This is a genomic window from Arcanobacterium urinimassiliense (genome assembly GCF_900119495.1).
GTDB classification, from domain to species: domain Bacteria; phylum Actinomycetota; class Actinomycetes; order Actinomycetales; family Actinomycetaceae; genus Arcanobacterium_A; species Arcanobacterium_A urinimassiliense.
In genome coordinates, this window is record NZ_LT632435.1 from 149,146 (window position 1) to 171,175 (window position 22,030).

Genomic DNA, 22,030 nt, shown 5'->3' on the forward strand with positions numbered 1-22,030 from the left:
CCATGGCGGAGAAGAAAAAATCTTTATTCATCTCCCTAGTGGCTTTATGTATGGCAATCTGCCTATTCACTCTAGGTATTCCGTATGCACAAGGAGAAAATCAAGAAGAAGATACTGCTCACCCAGGCGTACACCTAGAAATTATTGGTACTGGAGAAGCAATTCTTCTTCCGGGGAAAGATTTAACGCTCCGCCTGCGAGTGGAAAACTTGGGAGAAAACGCGGCGAAACTAGAAAATCTCGAATTACGAGCTGCCTATTCCCCCTCTACCACCCAAACAAGTATCTATAACTGGATGCGCGGCGCGACGGCCGGAAAATCAATTCTCTCTTTCCCACAGAATCTCTCCTTGGCGAAGGGGGAAACTAAGGAAATTACTCTTACGTTGCCTGCTGATAAACGCCCTTGGTCTACTAAGGCTTTTGAATGGGGAGCGCGCGGAATCGAAGTGCAAGCCAGCATCGCCGGAAATGAGGATAATGAAAATCTCCGCGATCGCACTTTTATTACCGTAGCTCCCGAAGCTGAAATCACCCCGATGCCTATATCTGTGCTATTACCAGTGACAGCAGGAGTAAAGAAACTGGCAGAAACGCCGAATATTAAAGAGTTGGTAGCGGGAGAAAACGCACAGAACGCAGAAAAAACAGCAAATAAAAAAGAAGCAGGAGTGCAGCTGCAAAAACGCGTGCTCGCTTGGGATATTGCGGGAATAAATGCTTTTGTTGATCCAGCTTTTCTGCAAGAGAATCAGGTACCGCTGCAGCAAAGTTCTTTTAAGCAGGCCAAGCTACACTTGCTGCCTACGCACGACGTCGATTTTGCGGCACTTGCCCACACCGAGCAAGCGAGTTTAGCTAAGAAAATCGTAGAACGCACCCAAAAACAGGCACTTAATATAGGCGGAGATTCAAAACTTACGCAGATATTTTTAGAGGGGAAAGCCGACGCTCAGACGCTTAATTTAGTGGCACAAACAGGAATTTCGCAAGTAATTATGGAAGACCGTTACGCGCCCGCCGAGCGAGAACTTTACTATACGCCGAGCCCGTATTCGCATATCTATCTAGAAGATGGCGAGTTGAATGTGTTGCTTTTCCACAGTGCCATTAGTTCTGCTCTACATGGGCGTCTACCAGCTCCCGCCGGAGATGACTACCTTGACCTCTCGACTTTCGATGCCCAACAAACGAGTATTGCTTTGAGTGCCGTACACTTCGGACAAGCGCCAAATTATTCGCGGCCAATTGTGGTGCGCATAGAGCGCGGTATAGTTGATGGAAACTCTGGTGCAGAAAGTGACGCAGTAGCAAAAGAAAATACAGAGCTCACAGCCGTGCGCGCACTTCTCCAAGCTCCTTGGTTAAAGCCTGCTTCTTTAGAGAATATCGAAAACACTAATACACGCCAGCTCAACGAAGGTGGAATTTCTGAGCAAGAAATAAATCCCGGGGAATTATCTGCCGCTGATTTGCAAAATTTGCAAATAAATCGCGCCGCCCTCGATGAAATAATTCAGATCATAGAAAACCCCACTACTTTTCGGGCAGTTTTGGATAACTATACAGAGCGAATGCTGGCTACTGATTGGCGAAAAGATCCAAAAGCGCGAAAGACGGCAATCAACCAACTGGCGGCACCACAATTAATTTCCGGAATTAAGGTGGAAGAATCTTCTACTATCAATATGATTTCTGATACTGCTGAAATACCTCTACATATCACTAACCCTTTTCCGGTACCCGTAAATGTGACGGTCAAAGTGAAAGCTCCCGATAGCCGATTAGAAATTCCAGCTGCAGTATCTGCGCAGTTACGGGCAGGAACTACCACTACCGTAGCAATTCCTGTGCAGGCACATGGATCAGGAAATCTGCAGCTAGAGGTGCATATCGTAAATAAAAACGGGCACGAAGTGGGCACGCCGGCCGCTATAAATATGCGGATTCGCGCTAGTTGGGAAAATACCGGCACTCTAGTTTTCGCTATTTTAATTGGCCTAGTGCTGGTAGTCGGAGTGACTAAATCAGTACGCAGCGGGCGGAGAGCGGAAGCAATTTCCCAACCACATGAAAAAGACCTCTCTGCTTCTTCAGCTCCCACTACCGCTTCAGCTCCCGCTTCAGCTCCCGCTTCAGCTCCCGATTCGTCTCCAGCTCAAGCTCCCGCTCCCACCGACCGCGCAGATAAACAGGTAAACTTAAAGAAGGATTGACATAAATACCTACCTTTAACGTATTGGCGTAAAATCTGCTAGCAGAGTCTCCTGGCGCAGAGCGTATTGGCAGGTAGCGCATTATATTTATCGGAATGATTAGAAAGGGAAAATTTTGGAAAATTCGTATCTCTCTGGAAAAACCCCCATTGCTGATCGTTTCACACTAGATTCACTTTCGCTCGAAGAATTTTCGTCTTTTGGCACTACTACTTGGCAAGCCACTGATACGGTACTTTCCCGGCATCTGCGTGCTATCGTCGTCGATCCGAAACTAACGCAGCGCCCACAAGTTATTGATGCCGCACGCCGAGCTGCCTTACTTGATCCGGCACAGCATATTGCGGTAGTAGCGATACACGATGATGCAGAAAGTGCCATAATTTTTACGGAAATTCCCACCGGCGAACGCCTAAAATCTTATCTGGAAAAAGGCCCCTTAGATCCTGCCTCGACTATGGCAATTATGGGGCAAGTAGCGGCCGGAATACATGCAGCTGGGGATTTCGGAATTCGAGATTTGCAACTGCAGGCACGCAGTATTTATTTGCCTGATTCAGGAGAAGTGCTAATTGACGGCATCGGAATTCGCGCCGCTTTAGCGCAGGTAGATTTGCAGCGCAGCCCACTCGAATTAGATCGAGCAGAAGCGCGCGGTTTGGTAATTTTCCTCGCAGCTTTACTCCAAGGAGAAGATTTCCCTGAAGACCCAGCCAGCCACGATTCAGTGCTGCAAAAAGCGCTTAGCTTACCGAATTTACCGGCAGCTCTTTTCGATTTGTTGCAGGCAGAGGCACACGGGCAAGGGCCAGCTTCAGCCGGAGATTTTTTGCGGCGGCTAGCTCCGTGGGGAGAAATTGATTTTACGGCACTTCCAAATCCACACGCCCGCTTGCATACTGCTTTTCCACTTTTAAGTGCACAAGATTTACCGGTAAGCGCGCAAGATTTCCCAGCAGAAAATAATGCTCCCGCTCCCAATCCAGCGGCAGAAGTGGAAGAAGTGGAATCTGCTACCCCAGAATCAGAGGCTTACGAATCTCTCACTCCAGAATCTGCTACCCCAGATTCAATTATCCAGAATTCTCCCAGCCCAAATTCTGGCGAAGGTTCAGAAGAAGCGCTATCTGAAAATTCTCGCCCACCCTTTGTGTGGCCAAAACTAAGTAGCACCCCTGGTAAAGCGGCATCGCCTGCAACCCCTTCGCAGTTAGCTCCGTATGCAAATACCGATTTACCGGAAAATACAAAGGCGCAATCTGCTCATAATGCAGAAGCTGCTACAGGCAGCGACGCTAGCGCGCACGATAGCGATGCCAGCGCATACCAAGAAAATACGGGTGGGCGCCAAGACAATACTGATACGCATAACAGCGATACCAATACGCGGCGTCGTTCACGCGGACTTTTTTGGGGAATGCTGCTAGCTGGGATTGCCATTTTTGCTATCTGCCTTTTTGCTTTGCTGCGGCCTTTAAGTCCGGTATCTATACCCGCAGAAGAAGATAAAAATGGTGCAGCCGGGAGCTCGGAAGCAGAAAACTTTCCGCAGGTAGCCCCCCAAATTTCCAGTGCAAAAGTAGTGGCAGAAGATCCGCAGACGCTGGAAACAGCCAATAGCTCCACTGAACGTTTGGTAAAAGAAATAACGAAAGCAATCGATGGGGATCCGGAAACTGCCTGGTACACCTGGTGGTACCAAAGCAATTCTATATATAATAATGATAAAATAGGAGTAGCCGTCAAGTTAAAAGAAAAAACTGCTCTTAGTGAAATTACCGTGCTAGTACGCGGAGAAGGTGGAAGTATTAAATGGATGCTTCCTCCTAGTGCGGATGCCGAAAGCGGTACACTTGTAAGTAGTAGTGCTATTTCGGAAAAGACGCATTTACAAGCAAAGAAACCAGTAGTAACCGATGAATTCATTTTATGGATTGATTCTCTGCCAGTAGACGAAGAAGGAATGAATCGAGCCGTAATTTCGGAAATTACAGTCAAATAAGTGCCCAGACAATGCTAAGAAAGTGATGGAGAAAGAAAATGGCTGATATTTATGATGTTTTAATTGTGGGCTCTGGCCCAGCTGGCTGGACGGCAGCGATTTATAGCGCCCGCGCCGGGCACAGCACCTTAGTAATTGCCGGAGCTTTAGATGCAGGTGGCGCGCTTATGACTACCACCGAAGTGGAAAACTTCCCCGGTTGGGAAAACGGTGTTATGGGGCCCGAACTCATGGACAATATGGAAAAGCAGGCTAAAAAGTTTGGGGCAGAAGTCGAATATGAAGATGCCAGCGAATTTTCTCTCTCTGGCGATGTGAAAACTATAAAAACGGAATCTGCTTCTTATAAGGCAAAGACGGTTATTCTGGCTCTCGGCTCCGCCTACCGCAAGCTCGGATTAGAAAATGAAGCTAACTTGACTGGAAAAGGTGTTTCTTACTGCGCCACCTGCGATGGTTTCTTCTTTAAAGATCGAGAAATCGCTGTGATCGGTGGAGGGGATTCCGCAGTCACGGAAGCACTTTTCCTCGCAAAATTCGCTAAAAAGGTGCACGTAATTCATCGACGTGATGCTCTGCGCGCCTCGCAGATAATGGCAGATAGGCTTCTGGCAAAAGATGAAGTAGAAATGCACTGGAATTCCGTAGTAGAAAAAATAAACGGAGAAGATGCCCTGGAGTCGCTGACCTTAAAGGATACCCAGACGGGCGAACTCTCTGAACTGAAGGTAGCCGGACTTTTCATAGCTATTGGGCACGAACCACGCTCTAAAGTAGTGGCAAATGAAATTACTACCGATGAAAAAGGCTATATAAAAGTAGAACATCCTACTACAAAGACTAATTTACCGGGGGTTTTTGCTTGCGGAGACGTCGTGGATAGTCACTATCGGCAAGCTGTCACGGCAGCAGGCAGTGGCTGTAAAGCTGCTTTAGATGCCGAAAATTATTTAGCAGATGCAGCAGCCAAATAGGCTAATTAACTAGTAAAAGCGGGGTAGTGTTACCACTATCCCGCTTTTCTTTTTAGCTTCTATTGCTGCTTTTATTTCCCTACACCAATAATCTCTAAAATCCGCTGTAAATCTTCAACAGAAGCAAATTCGATAGTTATCTTCCCTTTTCGTATTCCTTGCGCAATCTTCACTCTTGTATCTAAGTAATCGCCTAATTCTTGCGCCCATGTGGCCAGCTCTGGATTAACTTGTTTTGGACGCCGCGGCGTAATTAACTTTTCTTCACCGCTTAAGGTAACTTTTTCTTCCGTAGCTCGAACTGACAAACCTTCCGCTACTATTTGCTGCGCTAAACGCTCCATAGCAGCCGGATCATTCAACCCTAAAAGTGCTCGGGCGTGCCCAGCTGAAAGCACTCCTGCCGCTACTCGCCGCTGCACCAAAGGCGGCAACTTTAAAAGCCGTAAGGTATTTGAAATCTGAGGGCGAGATTTCGCAATTCGTTTCGATAATTCCTCTTGTGTGCATTGGAAATCATCTAATAACTGCTGATAAGCAGCTGCTTCTTCTAAAGGATTCAACTGCGCCCGGTGCAAATTCTCCAATAACGCATCTCGCAACAAATCTGCATCCTCGGTATGGCGCACAATTGCTGGTACAGTTTTCTTTCCTGCTTTTAACGAAGCGCGCCAGCGCCGCTCACCCATAATTAATTCATAACGTGCCTGTGGATGGCTGGCATTTCTCTCTGCCAAAGGGCGCACTACTATTGGCTGTAATACTCCTACTTCTTTTATTGAAAGCGCTAATTCGTCTAATTCATCTTCATCAAAAACTTGCCGAGGCTGTTTTGTATTGGGAATTACCTGATCTAAAGCAATTTCTCCGTAAGTGGCTCCTGGCACTGGCACCAAATCTTGGGAAGTATCCGTTTCACGTGAAACATTCTTATACTTTTTAGAAGCTTTCTGTGCTTTCTCTGTGCTAGCTACACTAGCTGTGCCCGTCTGCGCGGCACTAACTTCATCCTTTTTCTTTTTACCGCTGGCAACTCTCTTTACCGACTTTTTATCCCCAGTTACAGAAACACCAGAAACATTATTTTCATTAACCTTGTTTTTAGCTGCTCCACCAGTATTTTCACCGACACTATTTTTTACTGCGATACCTTCTGCAGCGGTGTTCGCCGAAGCGGTAGCGGGGCGTGCCGAACTAAAAAATACGTCAATTGGACTTTCTTTTTCTCCCTGAGAATCAGGAATCAAAGCGCCGATTCCTCGCCCTAATCCACGTCGTTTTTCTCTCATCGTTTCATCCCCTCAAATTATTCAACAAAAGCAGCTAAATTAATATCTTTTGCCAATTAAATTCTAACTAGTTTTTATTTACTTTTTTCGTTTAGTGTTCTACTTAGTTTTTATTTAGTTTGCTCGCTCAGCTATTTCTTTTGCAGCAGCCATATAAGCTATCGCTCCAGAAGATCTTTCGTCATAAGTAATCACACTCTGTTGAAAACTAGGTGCTTCAGAAATTCTAATATTGCGCGGAATCTCTATATTCAAAGTTTCTTGTGGAAAATACGCCCGTACCTCTGCAGCTACTTCTTGCGAAAGATTAGTACGTCTATCAAACATCGTAAGTAATATCGTAGATATCTGTACTTCTGCTTGGAGAGCCTCTCGTACCCGCCCTATCGTCTTTAATAGTTGCGTCAACCCTTCTAAAGCATAGTATTCAGTTTGAATCGGAATAAGAATTTCTTTTGCTGCCACTAGCGCATTAATAGTCAATAAGCCTAAAGAAGGCGGACAATCGATAATAATATAATCTGGAGCAGCGGATGTTTCACGTGAAACATCTAAATAATCTTGCACCGCTTTTTGCATACGAAATTCGCGTTGCTCAGAATTAGCTAATTCAAATTCTAATAAAGATAAATCCATATTCGCAGGAACGACTTGCAAGTTACGTAACTCTGGGCATGCTTGCACTACCTGCGCAATATCGACTTCTCCCTGCAATACGTTATAAAGAGTAGAAACTTCCGCACTTTTATCAGCTCCAAGTGCAGTAGAAGCATTACCTTGGGGATCGCCATCTATTACCAGTACTTGTAATCCACCTTTGGCGAGTGCTGCTGCGATATTTACAGCTGTAGTAGTTTTACCTACACCGCCTTTTTGATTTGCCACCGTAATTATTCGGGGCACAGCAGGGCGCGGAAAAGGAGAAGAAGCTACTTCTTTCATTACTTTTCGGTCACGCGCGAGATCAGCACCTAGGGGAGAATCTTGCAGCAGAGTTTCGAAAAAATCTTCGTTTTCCGCATTATTCACATTCGATAAGCCACTAGACTCTACTGCACCCATTTGCCCATCTATGTTTTGCATAAAATCCTGCTTTCCCTACTTCGAGCCTATCTAATCACTATCTTGCAGTAAACAGCAAAAATTCTTAAACAGTAAAGTACCAATACCTATATCGTAATAAATAGAGAAGCAATCCTGCCTTTATTATTGGATAAATTTTACTACTTCACTATTCATCATATAGGCACTCTTAATATACCCACTAGAAGAAAAAGAGCAGAATCTTTTCCCTGATATATTGTAGGTATAATGAACATAGCAAACAAATAAGTACGCTATTTTATACTTTCCGCGCTTTCCTACTTCTTTTTGATCTCCACTACTCGCGTACCCTCTACAGCACCCCAAATAGATACTTCGTGCACATCTACCCACGCCGCCCTATATTTACGCAACTGCGTATGTGCAGCTTTTATTTCTTCTTCTGCGCGGGCACCTTTCAAAGCGAGGAGCGAGCCACCACTTTTCACTAAAGGCAAAGTCCACGGCACTAATTTCCGTAAAGCAGCTACCGCACGCGCCGTCACAAACTCACTAGCCAGCTTGCCGGAAAGCTCTTCTGCCCGCCCTCTTTTAATTTCCACATTAGAGAGATTCAGCTCCGCTTTCACCATCTCCAACCACTTAACGCGGCGCTCCATTGGCTCTACCAAGTAAAGCTGCATATCAGGCCGTACAGCGGCAATCACGATTCCCGGAAAACCCGCTCCTGCTCCCACATCAATAAGCTCAGCACCAAAAGGCAAAAAATCTAATAACGCAGTGGAGTTAAGTAAATGGCGATCCCAGAGTTTATCCATCTCACGTGGACCTACCAGTCCCTGCACTTGCCCTTGCGATTCAAGCAATTGTGCAAACCGCAGCAACTTTTCCCAACCTGCATTACCAAAATGTACAGCTCCTCCGGTTGGAGGAGCTTGTACACTATATTTTGGCTCTTCACTCATATGCGAATCATTCATATGTGAATTGCTCATACGAAATCGCTTATATGCGAAATACTTATTTACTCTGCAGAATCTGCTGAAATAGCCGATTCAGCGGAATCTGCCGACTCGGCAGAATCCATCGACTCTGCGGAAAAATCTCCCTCCGCGGCAGAATCAGCATATTCAGTAGCTAACTCGTCTTCATCTTCTGCTAAATGTAAGACCACATGCCGATTAGCTCCGAAACCTTCCGATTCGGAAACCAATCCCGCGGCAGCTGCTACGTCGTGCACTACTTTCCGCTCAAAAGGATTCATTGGCTGAAGCGCATACTCTTCTCCGGTATCCAGCACTTCCTCTACAGCATCCTGTGCTATTTCCCGAATCTTATCGCGATGCTGCTCCCGATAACCCAATACATCCAGCATCAGCCGCGAACGCTCTCCGGTTTCTTGCTGCACGGCTAAACGAGTAAGTTCCTGTAAAGAATCCAGTACTTCTCCGCGGCGCCCAATCAAGCGCTTTAATCGCCGATCTTTACCTTCTTCGTTTACAATCGCCACCGTTGCTCGTTCAGCCTCAGTAGAGATTTCTAAATCTCCATCTAAATCAGCTATATCTAAGAGCTCTTCCAAATAATCGGCCGCTAAATCGCCTTCTTTATCTAGCTGCGTTTGCAACTCTTCTGGGCTGAGTTCTTCTTCTTTCATTGTTTTCCTTTTATATCCAGGAGGTGAAACACCTAACCTACATAATTAAACTAAAAATTTCGGGGCTTTTGGGCCTTTTGTGCGCGCTTCTTCCGCGCTTTTTTCTTTTCTTGCGAACGCTGCCGCTGTGCTAGCCGCCGTTCATAGCGCTTCCGAGCTCTTTCTTCATCAGTAAGCCCGTCTTTTCCGCGCTCTGGTTCAGCTGCCACAGAATCTGCATCTACTTCTGCTGCACCTTTCCCAGCTTGCTCTCCACCACTTTCTTTACCACGCAGTTGCGCTTTCTTCGCCCGCTCTTTCCCTAAAGGTTGTGGACGCTGACCGGTATTTTCTACCTCTCCTTCTTCTGGAGGAAGACCTTTTGCAATCCGCTTCGCCCGCAGTTTTGCTTGCCGTTTCTTATAAGCTGCACTGCCAGGGGTGGGGTTCGTATTAAGCAGCCACGTCTGCTGGCCGATATTCCAAATATTGCCAACTAACCAATAAATAAGCACGCCTACCTGGAAAGTAGTGCCGGTAAATATGTAAATCATCGGCATGCCATAGAGCATATACTTTTGCATCTTATAGGCCGGATTATTTGGATCCATAGCTTTTTCCGGCATATTCTTCGTCATAATCTGCTTCTGAGTAAAGAAAAGCGTCGCAATCATAAGCGCAATTAAAACAACTGCTACGACGAGAATATTGGTAGAAGTAGCAAAATTTTTCGCAGTACCAATCGAGCTGGAAAGAGGGGCTCCAAATAGAGTAGAACGAGAAATTTCTTCTGCTAATTTTTCATTAATCGGCCCTACTGCCTTTACCCGATATATCCCTTCTGAAAGTGGCTTTACCGCGTAGAGAAGCCGGAAAAGCGCAAAGAAAATCGGCATCTGAATAAGCATCGGTAAACAAGAGGAAAAAGGGGAAGTGCCGTGCTCTCTATAAAGTGCCTGCAATTCTTCCTGCTGCCGCTGCATCGACACCTGATCTTTACGATTCTTATATTTCTTTTGAATCCGCTGAATCTCTGGATTTAACTCTTGCGCAGCTCGCATAGATTTAGTCTGCTTATTAAAGAGCGGAATCATTAAGGCACGTACCACAATAGTGAGCCCTACAATAGCTAGTACCCACGCTGGGCCCGGGCCTTTCCCCATTCCTAAAGTTGTGAGAAGAGAGTGGACGCCACTCATAATCCAAGCAATTATCCACATAATGGGATAGAGAATAGTATCCAAGGTATTTCCGTTCCTTATTTAACTGATTCGTTTATAAAATTTCTTTTTCTGCGTGCCGGCGAACTTCGAGTAACTCAGAATAATTAAGGGGCCGAGTCGGCCATTTTCCCTGCGGTGGTACCCAGTCTACCCCACCTTTACTCCAAGGATTACAGCGCAAAATTCTCCATACTGCTAAGATTGTACCCTTTATTACGCCGTGAATTTCAATCGCTTCCACTGCATAACGCGAACACGTAGGTTCATACCGGCATCTGCGCGGTAAAGCAGCAGATATAGAGCGCTGATACCACGCAATAACAGCCAGAAGAACTTTTTTTAGCACTTTTCTGCTGCCTTTCCTGCCACCGGTATTAGAGATAATTTTCGTAATTCTTTTTCAATAGCTACTTGTAGTTGCTGATAATCGGCCGTAGCTGCTGCCGGACGAGCCCTTACTACTAAAGCTTGTGCCTTTATTATGGGCAAATATTCCCGCATAATATGCCGTAATTTTCTTATTACTTGATGGCGAACTACGGAATTTCCAACTCTTTTACCAACAACGAAGCCGACCTTAGGTAGGTCGGCTTTCGTATCTTCCGCAACAGGAATTACATGCATAGTTAATAAGTAATTTCCGCTGCTCTTTCCGCCGCGAAATACGGAAGTAAATTCCGCGCTTTTTCGCAACCGGTTTTCTTTCGGCAGCATTTAGGCAGAAAGCTTAGCGCGACCCTTAAGCCGGCGCGCAGCTAATACTGCACGGCCTCCGCGCGTGCGCATACGCTTACGAAAACCATGCACCTTGGAACGATGCCGGTTATTAGGCTGATAAGTACGTTTCGTAGACATGGGTAACTCCCACCGCATAAACTCGGATTCTTCACAATGTATCTATACCGCGGATATATTTACATTGTGCGTGCGCTCTTTACACACATAGCCATATGACTCTACGCGACTTTTCGTTTATAGGTCAATCTTTCATGCATCTCTCGTGATTGATATCTCAAGGAATATATTTGAAAATTTCCGGTATAAATCATATTCCACAGCTGTTAATAACTTTTCTTTTTTGACTTTTCGGCTTATTGCTCAGAAAAGCCACAACGAATTACAAAGGTGTAATATCCACAGCTGTGTATAAGTATGTGGATAATTTTAATGCATTTCCTTTTTTTCTCGTCTAGACTGAGAAAGCTAAGTTTTATATTTCTTTAATTTATGGCCATACTTTACGGTCATTTTTAGAAATCTGGAAAGGAATATTATGGAAGAAGGCTTTGCTGCGCGGGCGGCCTGGACAGCTGCTGCAGAACTTTTACGTGCAGAAGGATGCCTTTCTGATTCCCAAGCTGCTTTTCTAAATTTAGCTAAACCTATAGCCACTGTAGATGAAATTTTTATGATCAGTGTAGGCTCTGATTTCATAAAAGATTGGCTACAGGAACACGTAATAGAAGCTATGACTCCACAACTGAGTAATATCCTCGGGCGCACAGTTAAAATTTTAATTTCCGTAGATCCAGCTCTCAGTGAACAAGAAGTACCTACTTCAAGTGCCGATACTCTCTCTGCTTCTTTTACTTCTCCACATCCATCTACACCACTTCAAAATGTAAATTCTCCTGTTTTTTCAGAAGAAACAAAGAAACCAGAACTCCACTCTGTAAATTATTCACCCGTAGATAACTCTCTCACTTCTTTAGAAGAAAAAATGCGGTCTTATCACGGAGATTCTTCTTATTCTGCCTCTTCCTATCCCGAAGATTTTTCCTCTTCTCCGCAGAATGAACCAAATACCGATACGTCTTTCCCTGCTGCTTTTCCAACTGCGTTGCCAAAATTACCAAATGGTAGTCAAGGGCAAGAAGCAGCACGTTTAAATCCTCGGCATACTTTTGAAAATTTCGTAATTGGCGAATCAAATCGTTTCGCACATGCCACCGCTTTAGCAGTAGCAGAATCTCCTGGATCTACCTACAATCCGCTTTTTCTTTACTCTGCTTCCGGCATGGGAAAAACTCATCTTTTACATGCCATTGGAAACTACACGCTCAGTCTTTATCCCGGATTAAAAGTCCTCTACACTTCAGCTGAAGAATTTACTAATGCCTTTATTAATGCATTAAGTAATAACGAACGCTATACCTTTAAAGATCGCTTCCGAAATGTAGATGTACTACTTATTGACGATATTCAGTTTATTTCTGGCCGAGAAAACACATTGGAAGAATTTTTTCACACCTTTAATTCTCTTTCTAACGCCAATAAACAAATCGTCATTACTTCAGACGTAGCTCCAAAATATTTAACCGGCTTCGAAGAACGCATGATTTCTCGCTTTGCCTCTGGAATTACCGCTAATATCGATTTACCTAATTTTGAAACCCGTATAGCTATTTTAGAGAAAAAAGCTGCTGCCGAATCTCTCGAAGTCCCGCGGGCTGTTTTAGAATTTATTGCTTCCCGCATCACCACAAATGTGCGCGAAATGGAAGGCGCTTTACGGCGTATCACTGCTTACGGCGGTTTAGCTCAGCAAGAAATTACCTTGGATATGGCAGAAATGGTATTGAAAGATATTATTTCCGATCCGGATTCTATCCAAATAAGTGCCGGTATGATCATGGCAGAAACTGCTCTTTATTTTGATCTCACTACCGCTGATTTAAAATCTCCTACTCGTACCCGCGCACTCACTACTCCACGCCATATCGGAATGTATCTTTGCCGAGAACTCACTAATCTTTCGCTTCCGCAGATTGCAGATGCCTTTAATCGCCGCGACCATACCACGGTAATTAACGCTGTGAAAAAGGTAGAAAAACAGATGGCGGAAAAACAAAATATCTTTAATGAAGTATCGGAATTAACTACCCGCATTAAACAAGCTGCAAAAACCCAAGCCCAGCAAGTAGAAAATTATAAATAATTTTTCTTGTGCATAACTCTGCTTTTCTGCGACTTCTTTGTGTTCTTTGCCCGCTTGCCTGTGGATAAAAACTAAAAGCAAATACTTTCTTCCGCGTTTTTACTTCTTATCCACTGACTAATCACAAAATATTACACAGATACTTTCCCTCTACCGTTAAGAAAATTTAGAATATCCACAAAATCCACAAGGCCTACTACTGCTACTACCTATTTATATAAACTACAAAAATGCCGCCACCCGTTGCGGAAAATATGTAATTATAAGTATCTTGTTTTCTCAAACTCACGTAAAATACTCTTAGAAAAAGAAAGTAGGTAGTTGTGAAATTTCAAGTTGAATACGATACCTTCACCGAAGCAGTAACGTGGGTGGCGCGTACTATTCCCAACCGTCCGGCTATTCCCGTATTAGCAGGAATGAAGATTACTGCTAAAGAAGAAGGGGTAATTACCTTAGGATCGCGGGATTCCGATATTTCTTCACATATTGAAATAGACGGAGAAGTGCTAGACACGGGAGAAATTTTAGTAAACGGAAAGTTGCTGGCAGATATTTGCCGAAATCTACCGAATAAAGCAATTACTTTTTCTTTAGAAGATAACAAGCTAGAAATTGAATGCGGTACCACGCGTTTTTCCATGAAAATAATGACCATGGATGATTATTCTGAATTACCGGAAATGCCAGAAATAATTGGAAAAGTAGATGGCAGTATTTGGGAAGAAGCAGTAAGCCAGGTCAGTATTGCTGCCTCGCATGACGATACTTTGCCAATGTTGGTATCTATTTGTATCGAAATTTCTGGAAACCAAATTTCTTTACTTGCTACCGATCGATATCGTCTCGCTTTGCGGGAATTAGCGTGGGAAGCAAAAGAAGAAAACTTAGAGAAGCGAATTTTGGTACGCTCAGCACGGCTGCTAGAAATAGCAAAATCTTTGGGAAGCAGTAGCGTAAATATTCACCTAGATAGTTTAGAAAATCCGTCGTTATTAGGTTTTTCTGCAGCAGGTAAACAAAATACCGTGCAGCTCACGGATGGAGAATATCCGCAAGTACGTTCTCTTTTCCCCACGGAAGTAGAAGGAAGTGCCAGCGTAGATAGAGAAGAAATGCTAAACGCAATTAAAAGATCGCGTTTAGTAGTAGAAAAAAATTCCGCGGTACGCCTTTCGCTACAGCCAGAAGAATTAGTGATAGAAGCCGGGCAAGGGGAAGTCGCTCAGGCTTCAGAGGTAATAGGAGCAAAATTAGCGGGAGAAGAAATTAAATTAGCTTTTAATCCGGTATTTCTCCAAGACGCTTTAAGTGTAATAAAAGAAGAGAATATGCATCTTTCCTATACACAAGCTACCAAGCCAGTGGTAATAAGTGGAGAAAACGCAAAAGGTGAAGTTAATAAAGATTTCAGTATTTTACTTATGCCGATTCGTACTTTCGGGGAAAACTAAATTGTAGAGCAAAGTGTATATTTCTGATTTCGCAATTTATAATTTTCGCTCGTATCGGCAAGCTTTTTTAAAGCTGCAGCCCGGTATTAACGTGTTTTGCGGCCAAAACGGGGCGGGGAAAACAAATCTAGTAGAAGCAATAGCTTATCTAGCTACGTTTTCTTCGCATCGAGTTGCAGCTGATACGGCATTGGTACATAAGCAGGCTACCGAAGCAGTTATTCAGGCGCGCTGCGTACAAGAAGAAGGCGAAAGTGTTTTAGAAGTAAAAATACTTCCTGGCAAAGCGAATTCTTGTTGGATAAATAGAGGGCCAGTAAAGCCAGCAGAACTACTGGGAATAGTGAAAGTAGTGGTCTTTGCACCGGAAGATTTAGAAAAAATAAAAGGAGAGCCGGGAGCGCGGCGAAATTTTTTAGACGAATTACTTATACAGGTAGATAAAAAGAATAAAGAAATTAATCGAGAATACAATCGGGTACTTAGTCAAAGAGCAGCGTTATTAAAAACAGCGCGGAAATGTCGGCGGAGTGGGCGAAATTTTGACGAAAAAAATTTAGAAGTTTGGGATAGGAAAATAGCTAGCTTAGGGGCAGAAATTATTGCCCGCCGCGCGGAAATTATTCAAAAATTGCGCCCTTATATAATGGAATACTATCGGCTTATTTCTGGAGGTAAAGGAAAAGCCCGAATAGATTACGAAGCAAATATTAATATCCGCCGCGGGTGGGAACTTCCAGATCCAGCAGCTGTGCAAGGAGAAAAAGGAGAAGAACTTGCGCTTAAAGCGGATGGAGAAATTCAAGAAAACGAAGAAAAACTGCAAAATACAGCAGTTGTAGAAGCCGTTTTATATGAGCAACTACAAAAATGGCGCGAAACAGAAATAGAAAGAGGAGTAAATTTAGTAGGCCCACACCGCGATGATATTCGGTTATTACTTCAAGATTTACCTGCTAAAGGTTACGCTTCGCACGGAGAAACGTGGTCCTATGCTTTAGCTTTGCGCCTTGCAGAATGGGAAATTTTACGGAATATCGAAGCAGATCTGTGGGGAAGTAAAGAAGAACCTATTCTCATTTTAGACGATGTATTTTCTGAACTAGATATGTATCGGCGGGAACGGTTAATGGAGATAATAACCGAGGCAGAACAAGTAATAATTACTTCTGCGAGCGGAGAAGAATTGCCGGAGAGGGCTGCGCGAAAAAGTTTTCTAGTAGCAAATCACGAAGTAGTAGAAAAAACTGAAACTGAAGTTGAAGCTAAAACCGAAGAAAATGAAAAAGTAGCAGAAGGAAAGTAAATGAAAAAAGAGGAGGTGAGTAGGGAAGAACGTCGGCGGCAGGCACGAATAGCTGCCGATAAAAAATATGGAGATGTATTGCCATTACAAATTTTAGAAAAAATGCGGGTAATGGCAGAAGCACAAGGCTGGGTGCGAATTAGAAAAAGTGGCTCAGCAACGCGAAACAAAGAAATGGCACCGCAAGAGAGAATTGGTGCAGATGTTTATGTACCTGTACCCGGGCAAGATGTAGGAAGTGGTGCCCGAAAATCTTATTTAGATCCCAAACCGCTCGGAATGTTAGTGGAGCGCACGTTAAAAGAAAAAGCGTGGCAAGAAAAAATCGATGTAGCTGCTATTGCAGAAAATTGGGAAGCAATAGTAGGAAAAGTGGTAGCAGCTAATTCTTGTGTGCAAGAGTATTCAGAAGAAAAAGTATTGACGATTAGGGCGCGTACGGTTTCGTGGGAAACGCAATTGCGGGCACTTTCTTTAGAATTAGATAAGCGAATTTCTTCCCAGCTAGGAGAAGGTGTAGTAAAAGAAATTCGCATAGTAGGGCCGCATCGCCCTTCTTGGAGACACGGAAAATATGTAGTTCCTGGCCGCGGTGTGCGCGATACCTATGATTAAACGAATGATTAACCGGAATAACGATACGCAATACATAAAAACAAAGTGAAAAAGTACGGCGTGGGGAGAAAGCTTTAGGAAAAAGCTCTAAAAGAGAAGGCTCTAAGATCGGAGCGAGCGCCAAAATCGAAAAATGCGTATTTTCTGGCTATAATAGAAGAAGTAGTAGTTTATGTAGGTACCTACTAAAGAAGGTCTTAAATCTGTAAAAGTATATATCTCGAGCCATTGAGAGATAAGACACAGAAAAAGAAGCAGTAAAAGGGTGGAGGAGCGCTGCCGCGTGAGTGAAGAAAAAAATAAACCGGAAGAACATTATGGCGCAGAAGATATTACGGTACTGGAAGGGCTAGAGGCAGTACGTAAACGTCCGGGAATGTATATCGGCTCTACCGGAGTACGAGGACTACATCATTTAGTTTATGAGGTAGTGGATAATTCTGTAGACGAAGCTTTAGCTGGATATTGTAGTGAAATCACCGTCACTCTTTTAGAAGGTGGCGGAGTGCGCATAGTAGATAATGGGCGCGGAATTCCGGTAGATATTCACCCCACCGAAAAAGTTTCTGCAGTACAAGTAGTTATGACGATGCTGCACGCCGGAGGTAAATTCGGCAACGGCTCCTATGCGGTATCAGGTGGTTTACACGGAGTAGGTGTTTCGGTCGTAAATGCGCTTTCCACCCGAATGGAAACACAAATTTGGCGTGATGGATACGTCTGGAGAATAGCCTACGAAAATGGGGTACCTTTAGCACCACTCGCCAAAGGCGAAAAGACCGATAAAACGGGTACGCAGCAGACCTTTTGGCCAAATGCAGAAATTTTTGAAACTACCCATTTTGATTTCGAAACTCTCCGGCATCGTTTCCGGCAAATGGCTTTCCTAAATAAAGGCCTTCGTATCACGCTAATAGACGAAAGAAAAGAAGCGGTAGAAGAAGGAGACGAAGTCACTGGAGACAACAAAGGAGTAGCTGATGCACCACTGCCGGGGCATCGCGAAATTAGCTATAAATATGACGGGGGAATTCTGGACTATGTGGCACATTTAGTGCGCACGAAAAAAGCAGAACCAGTACATAGCGAACCTATTTATTTTGAAGTAGAAGATACCGAAAAGAAAATGTCGGTAGAAATAGCTATGCAGTGGACTAATGCCTATAGTGAATCCCTCTACACTTTCGCCAACACTATTAACACCACAGAAGGCGGTACCCACGAAGAAGGCTTCCGCACTGCACTCACTTCAGTAATAAATAAATATGCCCGTGATAAGAATCTTCTAAAAGATAAAGATCCGAATCTTTCGGGTGACGATGTGCGCGAAGGTTTAACTACCGTAATTTCTATTAAAATCGGCGAGCCGCAATTCGAAGGGCAGACAAAAACTAAGCTGGGTAATACGGAAGCGCGCACTTTTGTGCAGACCCAGACCTATGCATATCTTTCCGAATGGCTAGATATGCATCCAACTGAAGGAAGAGAAATAATTCGCAAAGCTACTCAAGCCTATTCGGCGCGAGTAGCAGCACGGAAAGCTCGCGAAGCGACGCGGCGTAAATCAGTACTAGAATCAGCTTCTTTACCTGGGAAGCTGAAAGATTGTACTTCGCGTAACCCGGAAGAATGTGAAATTTTTATTGTGGAGGGTGATTCTGCTGGTGGTTCAGCAGTAAATGGGCGTAACCCCCAACATCAGGCGATTATGCCGATTCGCGGGAAAATTCTTAATGTGGAAAAGGCGCGGCTAGATAGGGCACTTTCTTCCGACACTATTCAAGGTTTAATTACGGCTTTTGGTACGGGCGTAGGAGAAAGCTTTGATATAGAGAAATTGCGCTACCACAAAATCGTCTTTATGGCAGACGCCGATGTGGACGGGCAACATATTGCTACGTTGCTTCTCACGTTAATTTATCGCTATATGAAGCCGCTTATTGAAGGGGGATATGTGTATTTAGCAATGCCACCCCTCTATCGTTTGAAATGGACTAATGCTCCCCATCAATATGTATTTTCTGACAAAGAACGCGATGAAGTTTTAGCAGCTGGTTTAGCGGCTGGGAAAAAATTACCGAAAGCCGAAGGGCAAGGAATTCAGCGCTATAAAGGTCTAGGAGAAATGAACGCTTCTGAATTGTGGGAAACCACGATGGATCCGGAGACGCGGACTTTGAAAAAAGTAGAAATAGGTGAAGCAGCTAGTACTGATGAAACTTTTTCTATTTTGATGGGAGAAGATGTGCAGTCGCGGCGCAGCTTTATTCAGCGCAATGCCCATGACGTACGCTTCCTAGATATTTAAGGATAGATGTGAGTACAGAGAAGAAGAATATGAGCGAAACCGGATATAAGCACGGATATATAAAAGACGTAGACCTGCAAAAAGAGATGGAAACTTCCTATCTCGATTATGCGATGTCGGTGATAGTCGGGCGCGCGCTTCCCGATGTGCGCGACGGCATGAAACCCGTACATCGGCGAGTAATTTACGCTATGTGGAATGGCGGTTTCCGCCCCGATGCTTCTTTCTCTAAATCAGTAAAAGTAGTGGGCGAAGTAATGAGTAATTACCACCCACACGGTGATGCTGCTATTTACGATACGATGGTGCGCTTAGTGCAACCGTGGAGTATGCGCTATCCGCTGGTAGCTGGGCAAGGAAATTTTGGTACGGCCGGAGATTTGGGTGCAGCTGCTCCGCGATATACCGAAGCCCGTATGGCTCCACTCGCTCTGGAAATGGTGCGCGATATTAATGAAGACACCGTAGATTTTCAGCCTAATTTCGATGGATCGGTACAAGAACCTACCGTACTTACTGCGCGAATCCCTAATTTACTTATTAATGGCTCAGAAGGAATTGCGGTGGGTATGGCCACCCGAATTCCACCGCACAACCTACGGGAAGTAGCGGAAGGAGTGCAGTGGTATTTACAGCATCCGGAGGCGAGCCGCGAAGAACTGCTTAATCAGTTAATGCACTACATTAAAGGGCCAGATTTTCCGACCGGAGCCGTCATTCTCGGCACTAAAGGTATTGAAGATATGTATCGCACGGGTAATGGTTCGATTACCCAAAGAGCGATTGTGGAAGTAGATGAAATAAACGGGCGGCAGTGCCTAGTAATTACCGATCTTCCCTACCAAGTGAATCCCGATAGATTACTCGGGAAGATGGTAGAAGGAATTAAAGACGGGCGGCTTCCTGGCATCGCTGATATTCGTGATGAATCTTCTGGGCGAGCTGGCCAGCGCATAGTAGTAGTCTTAAAACGCGACGCAGTAGCAAAAGTAGTGCTTAATAATTTATATAAGCATACGCAGCTGCAAAATAATTTCCCCGCCAATATGCTGGCATTAGTGGACGGTGTGCCGCGTACACTTTCTTTAGACGGGTTCGTATATCACTGGGTAAATCATCAAATAGAAGTGATTAATCGCCGTACCCGTTATCGGCTGCAAAAGACCGAAGAACGGCTGATGATTCTTGCCGGATTGGCGAAAGCATTAGATAACTTAGATGCGGTAATTTCGCTTATTCGATCTTCTCAAACTCCGGAAGAAGCGCGCAATGGTTTGATTGCTTTGCTAGATATTAACGAAGTGCAAGCTGATCATATTTTGGCTATGCAGCTCCGCCGGTTGGCAGCTTTAGAGCGGCAGAAGATTCTAGATGAAAAGGCCGAGAAAGAAGCACTTTGCGCCGATTATCGGGATATTTTGGCGAAGCCAGAGCGGCAACGGCAAATAATTTCTACCGAGTTGGCAGAGATAGTTGAAAAATATGGGGACGAGCGGCGTACCAAAATTATTCCTCATGAAGGCGGAGTGACGGTAGAAGATTTAATACCGGAAGAAGAAGTAGTCGTGACGATTACCCGCTCCGGATTCATTAAGCGGACTAAAGTATCCGAATACCGGGCGCAGCATCGTGGTGGAAAAGGAATTAAAGGCGCTACTTTGCGAGGCGACGATGTAGTAGAGACTTTCGGTATTGCCTCTACGCACGATTGGCACCTTTTCTTCACCAATATGGGGCGGGTCTACCGTATTAAAGGTTATGAAATCCCGGAGGGAGCAAGAGATGCGAAAGGCCAGCATATAGCGAACCTATTAGCTTTCCAGCCGGAAGAAAAGATTGCCTCCGCTATTTCTTTACATAACTATGAGCAGGCAGATTATTTAGTGCTGGCCACAGAAGACGGCATGATTAAAAAGACCCGGCTGAGTGAATATGATTCAGCGCGCAGTGGCGGGTTAATCGCGATAAATCTGCGTGAGCGCGCCGATGGCAGTACCGATAAATTAGTATCTGCCCAGCTGATAAACGAAAATGACGATTTATTGCTGGTATCACGGAAAGGTCAATCTTTACGCTTTACTGCTGACGAAGAATCTTTGCGGGCGCTCGGGAGAGCTACTGCAGGAGTGCGAGGTATGAAATTCCGGGCGGGCGATTCTTTGCTTACCATGGTGGCGGTGCGCGAAAACGCGGAAGTCTTTGTGGTGACGGAAGGTGGATTCGCAAAGCGTACCTTATTAGAAGAATATCGCCGGCAAAATCGCGGCGGCTTAGGAGTAAAAGTAGCCAATTTAGTGGCAGAGCGGGGAGATTTAGTAGGAGCTTTAATTACCCAAGCCGGTGATGAAGTGCTGGTAATTATGGAATCTGGAAAAGTAGTGCGCTCGCGGGTAGATGAAGTAAATCTGACGGGTAGAAATACGCAAGGAGTTACCTTTGCACGCCCCGAAGAAGACGATAAAATTATTGCAATTGCTATTAATCTAGAAAAAGATGAAGAAGAGGAAGAGAGCGCATAATGGCAGAAGAAAAACCTGCCGCTGGAGTGGAAAATTCGGTACCTGCCGAAGAATATCCGGTGGAAATAAAAACGGCGCAACTGACTATTTCTCATATTAATCCATGGTCGGCGTTGAAGATTTCTTTCCTTCTTTCAGTGGCGGTAGGCATTGTTATAGTGGTGCTTTCAATAATTGCTTGGTTTATTTTTGACGCTATGCACGTATGGTCAGGTATTGCCGAGCTTTTCACCACTTTGAAATCGGAGCAGTTACTGCAAATGGGGCAATTCTTAGAATTTGGAAGATTGATACCCTTTTCTATCATTGTGGCTTTAATGGAAATTGTGCTCTGTACGGCTGCGGGTGGTTTAATGGCGCTGATTTACAATACTGTAGCTTCGCTGGTAGGTGGCTTGCGTATAGTAGCTACGGACGAATAGAGCCAGAGAAAAAGCAGACAGCAGAAAAAGTGTGAGTTCTATTGCTTACCACGCAATCTGATTTGTAAATATATGCTTTTTTAA

At 44.5% G+C, this 22,030-nt stretch carries 18 protein-coding genes; 10 read left to right on the forward strand and 8 right to left on the reverse strand.

Annotated features, from left to right (window positions below; translation table 11 throughout):
• Positions 1-2: 2 nt before the first annotated feature.
• From BQ7117_RS00680 to trxB, 3 genes are all read left to right on the forward strand, one after another.
• Positions 3-2,216, forward strand: coding sequence for a DUF6049 family protein (locus tag BQ7117_RS00680; RefSeq protein WP_073995747.1), 2,214 nt, complete (start codon positions 3-5; stop codon positions 2,214-2,216).
• 115 nt (positions 2,217-2,331) lie between these two features.
• Positions 2,332-4,218: a hypothetical protein gene (locus BQ7117_RS00685; protein ID WP_073995748.1), complete on the forward strand. Its 1,887-nt coding sequence runs from the start codon at positions 2,332-2,334 to the stop codon at positions 4,216-4,218.
• Positions 4,219-4,256: 38 nt separating this feature from the next.
• The gene (trxB, locus tag BQ7117_RS00690) at positions 4,257-5,192 is read left to right on the forward strand and encodes a thioredoxin-disulfide reductase (RefSeq protein ID WP_073995749.1); all 936 of its coding nucleotides are present in this window, start codon (positions 4,257-4,259) and stop codon (positions 5,190-5,192) included.
• A gap of 71 nt (positions 5,193-5,263) precedes the next feature.
• Here trxB and BQ7117_RS00695 read toward each other — a convergent pair whose 3' ends face one another.
• The 8 genes from BQ7117_RS00695 to rpmH form a co-directional block, all read right to left on the reverse strand.
• Positions 5,264-6,481 carry a ParB/RepB/Spo0J family partition protein gene (locus BQ7117_RS00695; protein ID WP_073995750.1) on the reverse strand — a complete coding sequence of 406 codons (1,218 nt, stop codon included), beginning with the start codon at positions 6,479-6,481 and terminating at the stop codon, positions 5,264-5,266.
• Positions 6,482-6,595: 114 nt separating this feature from the next.
• Positions 6,596-7,564, reverse strand: a complete 969-nt coding sequence (locus tag BQ7117_RS00700) for a ParA family protein (RefSeq protein ID WP_272914087.1) — start codon at positions 7,562-7,564, stop codon at positions 6,596-6,598.
• A gap of 278 nt (positions 7,565-7,842) precedes the next feature.
• On the reverse strand, positions 7,843-8,520 hold the full coding sequence (rsmG, locus tag BQ7117_RS00705; protein WP_237563022.1) for a 16S rRNA (guanine(527)-N(7))-methyltransferase RsmG: 678 nt from the start codon (positions 8,518-8,520) through the stop codon (positions 7,843-7,845).
• 29 nt (positions 8,521-8,549) lie between these two features.
• Entirely contained in the window at positions 8,550-9,182 is a 633-nt protein-coding gene (locus BQ7117_RS00710) for a Jag family protein (RefSeq protein WP_073995752.1), read from the reverse strand.
• Positions 9,183-9,232: 50 nt separating this feature from the next.
• Positions 9,233-10,405: a membrane protein insertase YidC gene (yidC, locus tag BQ7117_RS00715; protein WP_073995753.1), complete on the reverse strand. Its 1,173-nt coding sequence runs from the start codon at positions 10,403-10,405 to the stop codon at positions 9,233-9,235.
• A 31-nt stretch (positions 10,406-10,436) separates the two neighbouring features.
• Complete coding sequence (gene yidD, locus BQ7117_RS00720; protein WP_073995754.1) at positions 10,437-10,730, reverse strand: membrane protein insertion efficiency factor YidD; 294 nt, start codon at positions 10,728-10,730, stop codon at positions 10,437-10,439.
• Entirely contained in the window at positions 10,724-11,098 is a 375-nt protein-coding gene (rnpA, locus tag BQ7117_RS00725) for a ribonuclease P protein component (RefSeq protein ID WP_073995755.1), read from the reverse strand. The genes yidD and rnpA overlap by 7 nt, the downstream gene beginning before the upstream one ends.
• The gene (gene rpmH / locus BQ7117_RS00730) at positions 11,099-11,239 is read right to left on the reverse strand and encodes a 50S ribosomal protein L34 (protein WP_073995756.1); all 141 of its coding nucleotides are present in this window, start codon (positions 11,237-11,239) and stop codon (positions 11,099-11,101) included.
• A gap of 418 nt (positions 11,240-11,657) precedes the next feature.
• Here rpmH and dnaA point away from each other — a divergent pair, with 418 nt between their 5' ends.
• The 7 genes from dnaA to BQ7117_RS00765 all read left to right on the forward strand — a co-directional run bounded on the left by dnaA (position 11,658) and on the right by BQ7117_RS00765 (position 21,946).
• Positions 11,658-13,322, forward strand: a complete 1,665-nt coding sequence (dnaA, locus tag BQ7117_RS00735) for a chromosomal replication initiator protein DnaA (RefSeq protein ID WP_073995757.1) — start codon at positions 11,658-11,660, stop codon at positions 13,320-13,322.
• Between the two features lie 323 nt (positions 13,323-13,645).
• Complete coding sequence (gene dnaN, locus BQ7117_RS00740) at positions 13,646-14,776, forward strand: DNA polymerase III subunit beta (protein WP_073995758.1); 1,131 nt, start codon at positions 13,646-13,648, stop codon at positions 14,774-14,776.
• A 13-nt stretch (positions 14,777-14,789) separates the two neighbouring features.
• Positions 14,790-16,082, forward strand: coding sequence for a DNA replication/repair protein RecF (gene recF, locus BQ7117_RS00745; RefSeq protein ID WP_073995759.1), 1,293 nt, complete (start codon positions 14,790-14,792; stop codon positions 16,080-16,082).
• Positions 16,083-16,697 carry a DciA family protein gene (locus BQ7117_RS00750; protein WP_073995760.1) on the forward strand — a complete coding sequence of 205 codons (615 nt, stop codon included), beginning with the start codon at positions 16,083-16,085 and terminating at the stop codon, positions 16,695-16,697. It begins immediately after the preceding gene.
• A gap of 283 nt (positions 16,698-16,980) precedes the next feature.
• Entirely contained in the window at positions 16,981-19,005 is a 2,025-nt protein-coding gene (gyrB, locus tag BQ7117_RS00755) for a DNA topoisomerase (ATP-hydrolyzing) subunit B (RefSeq protein WP_073996915.1), read from the forward strand.
• A 29-nt stretch (positions 19,006-19,034) separates the two neighbouring features.
• The gene (gene gyrA, locus BQ7117_RS00760) at positions 19,035-21,524 is read left to right on the forward strand and encodes a DNA gyrase subunit A (RefSeq protein ID WP_073995761.1); all 2,490 of its coding nucleotides are present in this window, start codon (positions 19,035-19,037) and stop codon (positions 21,522-21,524) included.
• Positions 21,524-21,946, forward strand: a complete 423-nt coding sequence (locus tag BQ7117_RS00765) for a DUF3566 domain-containing protein (protein ID WP_084789794.1) — start codon at positions 21,524-21,526, stop codon at positions 21,944-21,946. The genes gyrA and BQ7117_RS00765 overlap by 1 nt, the downstream gene beginning before the upstream one ends.
• Positions 21,947-22,030: the final 84 nt, after the last annotated feature.

What these genes read in the sequence shown, in the direction of transcription:
- rpmH (WP_073995756.1), bottom strand. Translation starts at nt 11,239, where the DNA reads ATGTCTACGAAACGTACTTATCAGCCTAATAACCGGCATCGTTCCAAG.
- BQ7117_RS00700 (WP_272914087.1), bottom strand. Translation starts at nt 7,564, where the DNA reads ATGCAAAACATAGATGGGCAAATGGGTGCAGTAGAGTCTAGTGGCTTA.
- dnaA (WP_073995757.1), top strand. Translation starts at nt 11,658, where the DNA reads ATGGAAGAAGGCTTTGCTGCGCGGGCGGCCTGGACAGCTGCTGCAGAA.
- BQ7117_RS00695 (WP_073995750.1), bottom strand. Translation starts at nt 6,481, where the DNA reads ATGAGAGAAAAACGACGTGGATTAGGGCGAGGAATCGGCGCTTTGATT.
- gyrA (WP_073995761.1), top strand. Translation starts at nt 19,035, where the DNA reads ATGAGCGAAACCGGATATAAGCACGGATATATAAAAGACGTAGACCTG.
- trxB (WP_073995749.1), top strand. Translation starts at nt 4,257, where the DNA reads ATGGCTGATATTTATGATGTTTTAATTGTGGGCTCTGGCCCAGCTGGC.
- rnpA (WP_073995755.1), bottom strand. Translation starts at nt 11,098, where the DNA reads ATGCTGCCGAAAGAAAACCGGTTGCGAAAAAGCGCGGAATTTACTTCC.
- rsmG (WP_237563022.1), bottom strand. Translation starts at nt 8,520, where the DNA reads ATGAGCAATTCACATATGAATGATTCGCATATGAGTGAAGAGCCAAAA.
- BQ7117_RS00710 (WP_073995752.1), bottom strand. Translation starts at nt 9,182, where the DNA reads ATGAAAGAAGAAGAACTCAGCCCAGAAGAGTTGCAAACGCAGCTAGAT.
- BQ7117_RS00680 (WP_073995747.1), top strand. Translation starts at nt 3, where the DNA reads ATGGCGGAGAAGAAAAAATCTTTATTCATCTCCCTAGTGGCTTTATGT.
- BQ7117_RS00750 (WP_073995760.1), top strand. Translation starts at nt 16,083, where the DNA reads ATGAAAAAAGAGGAGGTGAGTAGGGAAGAACGTCGGCGGCAGGCACGA.
- BQ7117_RS00765 (WP_084789794.1), top strand. Translation starts at nt 21,524, where the DNA reads ATGGCAGAAGAAAAACCTGCCGCTGGAGTGGAAAATTCGGTACCTGCC.